This window comes from Clostridioides sp. ES-W-0018-02 (assembly GCF_020658175.1).
GTDB lineage: Bacteria > Bacillota > Clostridia > Peptostreptococcales > Peptostreptococcaceae > Clostridioides.
Map to the genome: position 1 here is coordinate 40,477 of NZ_JACVVY010000003.1, position 13,154 is coordinate 53,630.

At 26.7% G+C, this 13,154-nt stretch carries 10 protein-coding genes and 1 pseudogene; 9 read left to right on the forward strand and 2 right to left on the reverse strand.

Annotated features, from left to right (window positions below):
• Positions 1-24: 24 nt before the first annotated feature.
• The 9 genes and pseudogenes from IC219_RS09060 to IC219_RS09100 all read left to right on the forward strand — a co-directional run.
• A complete protein-coding gene (locus tag IC219_RS09060; RefSeq protein ID WP_227824413.1) occupies positions 25-1,920 on the forward strand; it encodes a fructose-specific PTS transporter subunit EIIC in 1,896 nt (631 codons plus the stop codon).
• 220 nt (positions 1,921-2,140) lie between these two features.
• The gene (locus IC219_RS09065; protein ID WP_227830967.1) at positions 2,141-4,048 is read left to right on the forward strand and encodes a BglG family transcription antiterminator; all 1,908 of its coding nucleotides are present in this window, start codon (positions 2,141-2,143) and stop codon (positions 4,046-4,048) included.
• The gene (locus IC219_RS09070; RefSeq protein ID WP_227433826.1) at positions 4,038-4,487 is read left to right on the forward strand and encodes a PTS sugar transporter subunit IIA; all 450 of its coding nucleotides are present in this window, start codon (positions 4,038-4,040) and stop codon (positions 4,485-4,487) included. The genes IC219_RS09065 and IC219_RS09070 overlap by 11 nt, the downstream gene beginning before the upstream one ends.
• 393 nt (positions 4,488-4,880) lie before the next feature.
• Entirely contained in the window at positions 4,881-5,657 is a 777-nt protein-coding gene (locus IC219_RS09075) for a nitroreductase family protein (protein WP_227433827.1), read from the forward strand.
• Between the two features lie 15 nt (positions 5,658-5,672).
• Complete coding sequence (locus IC219_RS09080) at positions 5,673-6,038, forward strand: ArsR/SmtB family transcription factor (protein WP_227433828.1); 366 nt, start codon at positions 5,673-5,675, stop codon at positions 6,036-6,038.
• A 589-nt stretch (positions 6,039-6,627) separates the two neighbouring features.
• Entirely contained in the window at positions 6,628-6,828 is a 201-nt protein-coding gene (locus IC219_RS09085) for a helix-turn-helix transcriptional regulator (RefSeq protein WP_255612971.1), read from the forward strand.
• A 374-nt stretch (positions 6,829-7,202) separates the two neighbouring features.
• Complete coding sequence (locus IC219_RS09090) at positions 7,203-7,871, forward strand: ABC transporter ATP-binding protein (RefSeq protein ID WP_227830965.1); 669 nt, start codon at positions 7,203-7,205, stop codon at positions 7,869-7,871.
• A gap of 11 nt (positions 7,872-7,882) precedes the next feature.
• Positions 7,883-10,384, forward strand: a complete 2,502-nt coding sequence (locus IC219_RS09095; RefSeq protein ID WP_227830964.1) for an FtsX-like permease family protein — start codon at positions 7,883-7,885, stop codon at positions 10,382-10,384.
• Between the two features lie 486 nt (positions 10,385-10,870).
• Positions 10,871-11,068 (forward strand): annotated as a pseudogene (locus IC219_RS09100) (ArsR/SmtB family transcription factor); the annotation flags it as partial.
• Positions 11,069-11,168: 100 nt separating this feature from the next.
• On the opposite strand, the gene IC219_RS09105 reads toward IC219_RS09100, so the two are convergent.
• Entirely contained in the window at positions 11,169-11,918 is a 750-nt protein-coding gene (locus IC219_RS09105; protein WP_227830963.1) for an EFR1 family ferrodoxin, read from the reverse strand.
• Between the two features lie 506 nt (positions 11,919-12,424).
• Positions 12,425-12,973, reverse strand: coding sequence for a PadR family transcriptional regulator (locus tag IC219_RS09110; protein ID WP_227830962.1), 549 nt, complete (start codon positions 12,971-12,973; stop codon positions 12,425-12,427).
• Between the last annotated feature and the right edge of the window lie 181 nt (positions 12,974-13,154).

Here is a 13,154-nt window from a genome sequence, read left to right on the forward strand (position 1 = left end):
CAAATTAAAGGGAGGGGCGAATTTATGGTAGATAAAATATTACGTAGTGATTGTATTGTATTAGATAAACAATTACAAACTAAAAAAGATGTAATTGATTATATGGCAAATCATTTGTATCATGGAAATTATATAAATGATAAAGAAAAGTTTATAATTGATATTAATAAACGTGAAAAAGAATCACCAACTAACATGGGAAATTTAATAGCTATCCCTCATGCTAAGTCAAGTACAGTAAAGCGACCTGTAATGATGTATTTAAGAACAGATAAGGATATCACGGATAATGATGGTCAAAAACTTAGGTCATTTTTTATGATAGCAGTTCCAGAGTCAGGTTTAGACGAGCATCTTAAGATTATATCTAAACTAGCTACATATTTAATGGATGAAAATCTTATTAAGAACCTACTAAGTGCAGAAACTCCATATGAAATATTAGATATATTTAATTATAAAGCTGTAGAATCAGGAGATTCAAGTAATAATCAAAATAAAGGTCTTATAGTTGGAATAACAGGATGTCCAACAGGGATAGCTCATACTTTTATGGCAAAAAAAGCGTTAGAAGAAGCAGGTCAAGAACTTGGGTATGAAGTTAAAATAGAAACACATGGAGCCATAGGTGTAGAAAATAAGTTAACTAAAGAAGATATAAAAAGAGCTGAATACGTAATAATAGCTTGTGATAGAGAAGTTCAAACAAGTAGATTTATAGGAAAGAAAGTATTACAAAAGAAAGTAGCAGATGCTAAGAATGTTTCATTAGCCAAAAATTTAATTATAAATGCTGAAAATGGAATGGCTAAAGAAATTAAGCCAGGTGGAAAAACTTTAGAAGATTCAAAAGAAATACTTCAAGGGTCAGAGAAAAAAGGTATTTATAAGCACTTAATGAATGGTGTATCTGAAATGATTCCATTTGTAGTAATAGGTGGGATTGGTATAGCTATAGCATTTATGTTTGGTATATTTGCATCAGACCCAACTCATGAAACATACAATCCTATAGCTGGATTCTTTGGACAACTTGGAGGCGATTCAGCATTTAAGTTATTCATACCAATACTTGCTGGTTTTATAGCTAAATCAATTGCAGGAAGACAAGGTTTTGCTCCTGCTATGATAGCTGGTTTTATGGCAGTTATTGGAGGTTCAGGATTCCTAGGAGGTATGGTAGCAGGATTTGCAACTGGATATATAGCTTTAGGAGTAATGAAGATAACAGAAAACTTACCAGATGTATTAAAAGGGGTAAATGCTGTACTGATATGTCCACTGCTGATTGCATTCACAAGTGGAGCTATAATGTTCTTCGTAGTTAATACACCAGCATCATGGTTAAATGAAGCTTTACAGTCCTGGTTACAAAGTATGTCTGGAACTAATAAAGTATTACTAGGTGCAATATTAGCAGGAATGATGGCATCAGATATGGGAGGACCTATTAATAAAACAGCTTCTGCATTTGGATTAGCTATGTTTTCTAGTAATGTATTTGAACCATCAGCAGCATTAATGGTGGGTGGAATGGTACCTCCATTAGCAATAGCATTAGCCATGTTAATATTTAAAAATAAGTTTACTAAAGAAGAAAGAAAGTCAGCACTACCAACTGCTATAATGGGAGCATCTTTTATAACGGAAGGAGCAATACCCTTTGCAGCTGCAGATCCGTTAAGAATGATTCCGGCAAACATAATTGGTTCTTGTATAGGTGGGGCAATATGTATGAGTTTAGATATAACCTTGATGGCACCACATGGAGGAATATTTGTAATACCATTTGCATGTAGTGCACCAGTTGCGTATATAGCTTGTATATTAGCTGGTACAGTAATAACAACTTTAATTATAGGAATAACAAAGCCTACTATAAAGAGTGGAAGTGGTGAAGTTGAAGTACTTGGTGCTTAAATTATAAATAAGAGTTAAAATAAGGATATTGGAAGTAGTTAGCAACCTCTCAATATCCTTATTTTTTATTTTAAAATTATATCCTATATTATATCGATTTTGTAAAGTGTATCATAAATTCTTTTATGATACAGAAGTATTTTAGTATTTTTACATAGTTATTAAATATGCTAAAATAGTAATTAATAGAAATATCAAAAAATGGGTAGGGGGCATAAGTATGCTTGCATCAAGGCAAATTGAATTTCTTAAATTGATATTAAATGAAAATGAATATAGACCTATAAAATACTTTAAAGATAAATTAAATGTATCAGATAAAACATTACAAAAAGATTTGAAGATGATTGAGATATACTTAGAAACTTTCGGTATAAAAATTGATATAAAAAGGGGTTGCGGAATATTAATAGAAGCGTCAGCAAAGAAAGATATAGACCTAATTAATAGTTTAAATATACAACCAAAGGGAAATAAGTCTTTATCAGTAGAGCAAAGAAGAATGGAAATTTTAAAATATCTATTATTAAATTCAAATAATATAACTTCAATAAATCAGTTATCGGATAAATATTATGTAAGTAAAACTTCTATAGTAAATGATTTTAAATATATAGAGGAATGGATAAAAGAATATAATTTAAAACTTAATAAAACCTTAGAGGGAACTAAAATTATAGGTAAAGAAGTAGATATAAGGAAATCGATTGCTAAGATGGTAGATGATTTATTAGATGAAAATTATGAACAGCACGATATATCTGAGTTAACCAGATTAGATTCTGCTACATTTAGTGCATTGATAAATTTATTTGATATTGATTCTATCATATTTGTAGAAACTATAATTACAGAATTAGAAGATAATTTAGGATATGTTATAAGTCAGCCCTACTATATAAATTTAATTACACATATACTTATATGCTTAAAGAGAGTTGAAGAAGGTAATCAAATAGATTTTCAGGAAGAAAAGGAAGTCTCTATATGTAATTTGGATGAGTTAGTATATCAAAAGGTCACTACACTTATAGGTAAAATAGAAAATAGATACAGAGTAAAAATAACTAAAGATGAAATTAAATATATATATATATATTTAGTATCATCTGGATTTAGTAGCGAAAGCAATAAGCGTTGCAATGATGAATCAGATATATTAAGTGATAGTGAAAAAATATCATCTATAATGATAGAGAATATGTCACAGTTTTTAAATATAAATCTTAAAGATGATGAACTACTGCAAAAAAGTCTGACATCTCATGTAAGACACATGTTAAACAGATTAAGATATGATATCCAAATAAAAAATCCATTATTAGAAGAGATACAAGAGCGATTTTCTGAGGTATTGGGGTTATGCATGATGACTATAAATATTATGACAGAGCATTATAATCTGAAGAATATTAGTATAGATGAAGTTTCGTATATTGCTACATATTTTCAAGCAGCTATAGAAAGAAATATGAGTAGTAAAAGAGTAATAGTCGTTTGTAATACAGGATATGGAACATCTCAGCTTCTTGCTGCTAGATTAAAAAGAGAATTTCCTGAATGGACTATAGTTGATATAATTCCCATGCATCAGTTGAATAAGCGAAATTTGGATGATGTAGATTTTGTAATATCTACTGTAAATTTAGATTTGAAAGAGAAATCACATATAGTTGTATCAGTACTATTAATGGAAAGTGATATTAATAATATAAAAAATGCTTTACTTAATAAACCTAGAAAAAGTATGGACTTAGATACAAACTTATTAGGAGTATATTTAAAAGATAATATATATTTTAATTTTGATGTAAGCCAGATGAGAAGTTTAATAGGTATGAATTTAAGCAGTAAATATGAATCTATTGCATTAGGAAAAGATTTAAATATATATATATGCAATCAAAGTAAAGTAAATAAGGGAATAATGAATGTCAATAATATTAATAGAACGATTGACCTTTACTTAGAAACTAGTAATCATAGCTTTTTAAAACATATTCTGATTGAAGTATCAAATCTATATAGGCAAAAGAACTATATAAATTATATAATAGATTGCGAAAGAGAAGAGGATATTAAAATATTATTTGATAACAAAGTACTGGAGAAAATAAATGGAAATTAGAGAAATATTAAGCGAAGAAAGTGTTATTTTAGACTTAAAATCAACTACAAAAGAAGGTATAATACAAGAATTAGTAGATAAATTATATGATAAAGGAAGTATAACTTCAAAAAGTAAGTTTATAAAGGCACTAAAGCATAGAGAGAAAATGGGCTCTACAAGTATAGGTTATCAAATGGCTATGCCACATGGAAAAACAAAGTATGTAAAGAAAGCATCTGTGGTAATAGGTAAATCTAGAGAAGGTGTAGATTGGCCAAGTATAGATGGCTTGCCTGTAAAATTAGTAATTATGTTTGCTATGCCACAATCTGAAGGTAAAGAAGATATAATGTTAATATCTAAAATATCTTATATTTTAGGTGGTAAAGATATAAGTGAAAGGCTTTTAAGTGCACATACCAAAAAAGAAATAGTAGGTGTATTTTATGAAGCATAGATATTGTATAAACTATAAATTTGAATTTATTTTGGAATGAAAAATGTGTTATCATCGTTACCGATTATAAACATGTGCCAAATTATTGATATGAGTTATTAGGATTAAACAAAGGAAAGTTATTAGTTGATAATAATGTAGCAGGATTCATGGAGAGATTTGCTAAAAAGGAAGAGAGAGTTTATTTTATAGTAAGAGATAAAAAAGACGAGCTTAAATTTCAAGTTTGTCTTTTTTATTATACAAAACCTATAATACTTTAAAATCTATAAAAAACTTGTGTAATAGAGGTATTAAAAATTTAATGGTAATCAAATTCTTTACCAATGAATATAAAAAACATCTTCGTGTTATAATAGTTTAAACTAATGAACGAAAGGTAGATGAATGTATATGAAATATCAACATATAATTGAAGTTAATAAAGACCTTTGTATTGGATGTGGACTTTGTAAAAATGATTGTCCAGTAAATAATATAATTATAGAAAATAAAAAATCAGTAATTAAAAAACAAGATTGTCTAATGTGTGGACACTGTGCAGCAATCTGTCCCAAAGAAGCTATTACACTTACTGGGTTTGATGAACCACCAATAGAACTTACAAATAAGCCAAACTTAGACTCAGATGAATTACTAATGGCAATTAAATCTAGAAGAAGTATCCGGAAATTTAAAGATAAAGAAGTTTCTTCAGAAATTGTAAAGCAAATTATTGAAGCAGGTAGATACACACCTAGTGCTAAAAATTCACAAGATGTATCATATATTGTTTTAGACAATAAAAAAGCAATATATGAAAAGGAAGCAGTGAGATTTTTTAGAAAAATAAAACCTATTGCAAATATTGCTGTTAAATATTCAAAGGAAGTTGAGGTTGATGATAACTTTTTCTTCAAGCATGCTCCTATTGCAATAATGATAGTAACAAAAGATAAGATTAGTGGTTCACTTGCAGCATCTAATATGGCACTAATGGCAGAATCTTATGGTCTGGGGGTTTTATTTAGTGGATATTTTTCAGATGTAGCAAATAATTCACCAAAGTTAAAAAAACTTTTAGGTCTAAAACACAGGAATCATGTACTTATGACACTAGTGATTGGATATCCAGATGTTAAATATAGACGTACTGCACAAAAAGAACCAGCAAGTGTTAGATACTTATAAGGTATGGAGGAGTTTATGGAAAAAGAATGTCAGCAAAGAATACAAGAAATAACATCTAAATTTAAAGAATGTCGTAAAGCTATTTCTGCTATGGGAGATGAAACTAGACAGTTGATTTTAATAACACTCCTAGAAAGTGACTTCAATGGTATACGAGTAGGAGAAATTACAGAAAAAACACATCTTTCTCGCCCTGCTGTATCTCATCATCTTAAAATATTGAAAGAAGCAGAAATTGTTAATGTACGTAGAGAAGGAACTAGAAATTATTATTATCTTGATTCAAAAAAATCACAATGGAAATCACTAACAGAGCTAATAAATCTTATATTTGTTGGAATACAACATATTGGTGAAGATGATGTAAGAAAAGGTGAGTAAAATAAAGTGATTTAGCAAAAAGGGGCGTAGCACTATTTTCTAGTGTGACAGCCCCTTTTTATTTTGGTGAAGAAATTAGACGCCCATACTCCAACTACAAGAAAATAGTTTCTTTGAGAGTACCGTGAGGGGATTTATAGTGTATAATTACACATTTAAATGCTATAAGTTCATTAGGATAATAGTTAGTAAATAATATGATTAATAGGAATAGAATATAATAAAGTAGTCTAGTTCTATATTGTAATGTTTATTAAAGAATCTGTTTTATGTTATAAGAATTTTTTTAGATATATTTCTATAAAACGTAATAATAAGGTAGTTTTATAATAGTATTTGTAACTATTAGACATATATCACGAAACTTTGTATAGATTATATTTATAAAAGTATTATTAAATATTCTCAATATTCTGTTTAAAATTATTCGAAAAAGTTACATATTTATAATATGGAGTATCATAAGTATATAACTTTTAAGGAGTGATTTTATATGTATAAGTCAAAGCTTGGTGTTAAATCAAATCTTGTTTAAAAATTACTGATGATATCATATTTTTTTTAGATTTATAACTAAGTGACAATATTGATGAAAGCAAAAATTAAAGAATATAGAGAAAAACTTCTTATGACAAAAAATGAACTTGCTAAATTAGTTGGGGTAAGACGTGAGACTATTATACACTTAGAAAATGGAAAATATAATACTTCTTTAAAGTTAGAAATGAATATTGCTAAGGTGTTTGATACTACAGTAGAAAGTTTATTTGAATTTATTGAAGAAGAATAGTGAATAGATTAAAATTTAAAGCATAGATGTGAAGATAAGGTATAGTTTTTATGAAAGCTAATAATGAATTGCTGCAATCACTATGTAAAGAATCATATTAGAATTATCTAAACAAACTGGTAAGAGTCTGGAAGACAGTATGGATTTATTTATATATTTCTAAAACATATAAACTTATAAGTGAAGGTGCAGAAGATATGTATTTAAAGCTATTGCTATGTTATAATGACTTATTAAGATTTGTGCAGTTTTAGAAAATATATCATTCTCAAAAAAGCTTAGTTGTGTAAGTTTTTCTAATATCTTTGTGTCTTATATACTCTGTTTTAATTAATAACCAATCTTAAAAGTTTTATATGAAAGGAAATAATAGTATGAAAAAAACAATAATTGAGGTCTCAAGTTTATCTAAAGTTGTAAACTTATTAAATACAGAACTTAACATACTAAAGGATATAAATCTACACATAGAAGAAAGAGAATTTGTTTCTATAATGGGTGCTAGTGGTAGCGGAAAAAGTTCTCTAATAAGTATTTTAAGTGGTCTTGACAAAGCTTACACTGGAGATGTGAATGTTTGTGGAGAAAAATTATCGGAATTAACTGATGATCAACTTGCTGAATATAGAAATAGAAAGATAGGGATTGTATTTCAGTCGTTTAATTTAATTCCATCAATGTCTGTTGAAGAAAATATAAAATTGCCATTGATTTTTTCTGACAATAAAGGATATGAAATAGTAGATAAGATGATTCAAAAGGTTAGTCTAACATCAAAAACAAAAAACAATATTAAACAATTATCAGGTGGTGAGAAGCAAAGAGTCGTTATTGCAAGAGCTCTAGTTTGTACCCCAGATATACTCTTTGCTGATGAACCAACTGGATCATTAGATAGTACTAATAGTCATGCTATAATGCAGTTGTTTAAGAGTATAAACAATGAATATGGTACTACAATAGTAATGGTTACTCATGATCTTCAAATGGCGGAATATAGTGATAGAATTATAAGAATCAAAGATGGAACTATTATAAAATAGGTGGTGATACATTGATATTTCATGAAGTTTATAAAATATATAGTAAAAATAGTTTGAAAAATAATAAACTATTAAAACTCTCTTGTATAATATCTATTGTATTTGCCACAGCAATATTACTCTTTACGAGAGTGTTAACTGATACATATTCAAGTGAAGTTAAAAGAAATATGGCTATAACAAATGGTGGAGATATAAAAATACAAAATATAGAATATAATAAATATTATTTTACAAGTGAACAAATAGATAAATTAGAAGAATTAAAAGATAAAAAATCTATTGACTTTCAGTTAGGAAGTAGTATGAACACAAATATAATGTCAAATGACATGATTGAAAGTACTGAACTAACTGTAGTAAATAATATAAAAATGCAAGATACATATCTAAAATTAAGAAATGAAGATGATATAGTTTTGTCGCAAAAAACAGCGAATAAATTAAATGTAAACATAGGAGATAAAGTGTTTTTAAAACTGCATTCTTCAGTTTATGATGATACATATTTTAAAGTTAGGGATATAATACCAGAAAGGTTTTCATTAAGTACGGCTCAAAAGGAAGCAGAGGTTGGGCAAGAGGTAGTTGGAGAAAGTTACGTATATTTACCTAATGAAACTAAATATAATGTGGCTTATATAAATATAATAAATAAAGAAAATGTGAAAAATATTAAAAGTGAAATAAAAGATGTATTTAAAAGTCATTTTGAAGTTAGAACAATTGATGAACTAGAACAGTCAATAATGAAGAGAATATCTATGCAATTAGACTCAATAAATTTAATTGGAGCTATTTCATTATTAATTACTGGGATTTGTCTATGTTCTACATTTATTGTATTTATTTTAAATCGAATAAATGATTTTTCAACTTTTAAGTCTTTAGGAATTAAAAAAAGAAGTTTATCTCTTCTAGTATTTACTGAACTTATGTCAATTACTATAAAGGGAATTATAATTGGCATTATTTTGGGGCTTCCTATAGCTATATTCTATATTGACTTACAGCATATTAATTTATTGGATATTTCTATTTTGAGTATTACCAAAAATATTATCATTTCAATAGTTATTATAATCATTGAAACATCAATATTCTCACTAATTCCGATAAGTTTTGTCAAAAATATACCTTATGAAGGAATAAATAGAGATGATAGTATGTTATCTACATATAAATTCAGCTTTATTCCAGAGATAATTCTTGTAATATTTTTAACAAGTATTTTTTTTACAATATATGTGAAATCTTTTCTAGGTATTTTCTTTATTTTAGTGTTAATATTACTAGACTTATTGGTATACGGTTTGATATATGCATCATTAAAAATAGTATGTCTAATTAAAAAATTTATTAAAGGTAAATACTTAATTACTTTTATATATCTTAATAATGATTGTAAAACTAATGCTTTTAGCTCCAGTCTACTAACAATAACAATAATATTTGTTCTGTTACTATTTATGATATCTGAAATAACCTTTGCCATGTTTAGCAATTATGAAGTTGACAATAGTATAAAAAATTCAATTATATATCAAACAACTTTAGAAGGAAAATCAATTACTGATAAAGAACTTATCAAAAATGATATGGATTATTTTCAATATTATCCAATTAAAATAGATAGTATAGAATCGGTAAATAATACTTCTATTAATGATTATATTGACAAAATTCCAGATGAGAATAGAAAAGATGTAATGAATGATTTAAATGACTTAAGTGTTGATTTATTTGACACTAAAGAAACAACATTAGAGAGTGATTTAGAATATGGAGACTGGTTTAAAGAAAATGGTAACGAAAATAGTATAATTATAAATAATTATCTGCATAGATACTTAATAGATTATAAACTAGAAGATACTGTAAGATTAAAAATTAATGGAAAAGAAATGGACTTTAAAGTAATAGGTTTTTTAAGTTCAAAATCATTGAACAAAGGTGTAGATTTAGGATATATAAATATAAATGAAAATATTTCACCTAAGGCCTTTGATTTACCTAAAAATCAGCCAGTTATATATTTTTTTAAAGAAAAGTTAGATAACAATTTACTTAGTAAATTATTACATAAAGATAAGCATGCTAATTTAGAGGACTATAACGATTTTGCTTACTCTATGAAAACATATGTTGATGATCAAAAGTCATTACTTTTGAATATTATATTTGCTGTGGCATTATCAAGTATACTTCTAATACTAACATCTCAAATAATTATTTTTATAAGGAGAGTACTAGATTACCAAGTTATGTATAGAGTAGGTATGAGCAAACAAAAATTAATAAAAATCGGTTTATTAGAAAGGATAATTATATCAGTTATCCAAAGTATTCTTATAGCAGTTTTTTATGAATCTTTCAGATTTTTATTAATTTCGTTGTTGCAGAGAGAGTATAATATTAACTATTTATTAATTTTAATAGAATTTTTGGTAGTGCTAATTATAAATTGCTTTATTTTTATATTGACTCAAAAAAATATTAAATTAGACTCATAAATTTTTTTATTATTTAGACAGATTCTAAGTCAGATGAAGAAGTTGTAATTGAGTTTGTAAGTCAGAAGATAACCCTCTATGATAAATAAAATTACCATAGAGGGTTGTTTTTGATACTCTGAACAAAACAAGAAATAGATGATAACTTAGAGATTAAAAAGAAGATATCATTTAAATAGGCGACAATATATAATTTGCCAAGAAATAAATAATTTACACAGTTTAATATTATTAATTTTAAAAGATACAAGAAAATTATTAGAGAATAGGTTATGTTAAGCCAATATGATAAGAGTAATTGTCAGAGAATTGATATGTAGATAGGTTGTATTTATATTTACATTTATAAATTCAAGCATAATAAAGAGGTTTGCTGCGATTACAGAATGTTAAAAAATGATTAAGATTTCAATCTTATTGATTTCTTTCAAATAGGAGAAAATATATTTTTGCTCGAACCATTGTAAATCCTATCGTAGTTAAAATTTAACTCGTCCTGCCGTATCTCATCATCTTAAAATATTGAAAGAAGCAGAAATTGTTAATGTACGTAGAGAAGGAACTAAAAATTATTATTATCTTGATTCAAAAAAATCACAATGGAAATCACTAACAGAGCTAATAAATCTTATATTTGTTGGAATACAACATATTGGTGAAGATGATATAAGAAAAGGTGAGTAAAACAAAGTTATTTAATAAAAAAGAGGTAATCTCAGAAATGATTTTAAAAAGTGTTTTTGAGGTTACCTCCTTTTATGATGGTTTAAATAGCAAAAATATATTATTTTAAATAGTATCTTTCTTTATTCTGAGTATTATTTTTATACTCAATAGCTTTAGTAGTACAACCACAAATACATGCCATACAATGAGTGCAGTTATTTCCCCAATAGGGCTTTTGATTTTTTAAATTAATATTATTTAAAGGACATAGTTCTACACATTTTCCACAACCAATACATTTGTCGGTATAGTGAAATCCTTTAGCATGAACAATCATTTTATAAAAAACTACGTTTGTTATACCACTTTTAATTGTACCCCCTAAACCACTAGGGGTAATGTTCTCAAATTCATTTTCATTATTTATATCAGAAATAATTTTATATATTTGTTTATCTGCTTTTTCAATAATTTGTTTTGCTGTATCTTTATCTGGTGTAGAAAATAAAGCTATATAGTTTTCTGGCATTTTAATTTCTGCCATACCTTTTAGCTGCCACTCCTTGTATTTACACAATTTTTTAATATAGTTTATGGATTTCGCAGTATCACCACCGCAAGTCATTATAAAGTAGACTTTCTTGTTTCCTAAAAACTTTGTTTTTTTTATAAAATCTGTAACCACTATAGGTAATCTCCATGCATAAGTAGGGCATACGAATATGAATGGCTTTTTTGTTGATATTAGGTCATCTGTTTTTTCTTCTTTTATAAGTTGATTTAATGATATTAGCTCATCACTTAATTCTTGTGCAATTTTGCGAGCTATATATCGGCTATTGCCAGTACCACTAAAATATAAAATCATAATTATATCTCCCTAATTATTTTTTATTTTAACTCTTAATACTTTTGTTATGATAAAGTAATTTATGGATATATTGTATTATAATAAACATAAAATTTACTAGTTAAAGAAATTATAGCACATTAATCTTTCTTATATTTATCGGGAAAGCATTTGATTACCATTAAATAATAGTCATAGAAGATGAAATATATTAAGAAAACACTGACAAAATATGTCTAATGTTTTATCATAATAATTGGAATTAGGTAGTAATTGTTTAAGTACAAGCTAAGCTTATTCATTAATAATAGCAGTATCCTAGGAAGGATTGTGCCCATTATTATGGATAAGCTTTTTTATGATTAAAATGTAGATGTATGTCCAACAGGAAAAGATGAAATAGGTTAGTATGTTTATGGCTATGATAATTAAAAGAATTAATGAGTGCAAAAAAGATGGTTCCTACTCAATATAGGAATCATCTAATTAATGTTGTATAGATTTAAAAAAATTAGTTTTGATATTTATTTCTTACTTTGTTGTAGGCAAATATCTATACAATTACTTAGCCATTTAATTTGACCTTCTTCTCTTATAATCGCCCCATCTAATACAAGATAATCACCAAAATAATCATCATAAAAATCAGGAATTTCAGTATAAGCATCTTTTTGGCTCATTAAAAATTCAAGCCTTTTACTATGCTGAATAAGTTGATGTTTAAGTAAATCAATTCTATTTTCTAAATCTAGATTATTGTAAAAATATACTCTCAGTCTAAACTTATTTTTAGGAGTAGGCTCCATTGGGATGTCTTTAGATAACCAAGTTAAAAACTCATCTTTTCCTTTTTCTGTTATGTAGTAAACCTTTTTTTCTAACACATCACCACTAATTTCAACTTCATGAACTATTAAATCTTCATTAGTTAATTTTTTTAACTCTGGATAAATTTGACTATGTTTTGCACTCCAAAATTCATTCAGTTGAAAATTAAATTCTTTACTTAAATCGTATCCTGTCATAGGTTTTCTATTTAATAGTCCTAATATTGCATATTTAAGGGTTCCCATATTTCACCTCTTTAGTTTTATTATCAATAATTCTATTATATCATTATTTATAAAAAAATAGGTTAAATAAAAAAAATGTAAATATAAACATGTAATAAATTACATGTTTATATTTACATGAAAACATTATTATGATAATATTAACCTAAATAAAAGGAATAGATTGAATTGTTTGGAGGGG

Bases quoted from the DNA above. Each gene is read 5' to 3' on its own strand.
- IC219_RS09080 (WP_227433828.1), top strand. From the start codon at position 5,673: ATGGAAAAAGAATGTCAGCAAAGAATACAAGAAATAACATCTAAATTT.
- IC219_RS09110 (WP_227830962.1), bottom strand. From the start codon at position 12,973: ATGGGAACCCTTAAATATGCAATATTAGGACTATTAAATAGAAAACCT.
- IC219_RS09085 (WP_255612971.1), top strand. From the start codon at position 6,628: ATGAAAGCAAAAATTAAAGAATATAGAGAAAAACTTCTTATGACAAAA.
- IC219_RS09065 (WP_227830967.1), top strand. From the start codon at position 2,141: ATGCTTGCATCAAGGCAAATTGAATTTCTTAAATTGATATTAAATGAA.
- IC219_RS09070 (WP_227433826.1), top strand. From the start codon at position 4,038: ATGGAAATTAGAGAAATATTAAGCGAAGAAAGTGTTATTTTAGACTTA.
- IC219_RS09090 (WP_227830965.1), top strand. From the start codon at position 7,203: ATGAAAAAAACAATAATTGAGGTCTCAAGTTTATCTAAAGTTGTAAAC.
- IC219_RS09075 (WP_227433827.1), top strand. From the start codon at position 4,881: ATGAAATATCAACATATAATTGAAGTTAATAAAGACCTTTGTATTGGA.
- IC219_RS09105 (WP_227830963.1), bottom strand. From the start codon at position 11,918: ATGATTTTATATTTTAGTGGTACTGGCAATAGCCGATATATAGCTCGC.
- IC219_RS09060 (WP_227824413.1), top strand. From the start codon at position 25: ATGGTAGATAAAATATTACGTAGTGATTGTATTGTATTAGATAAACAA.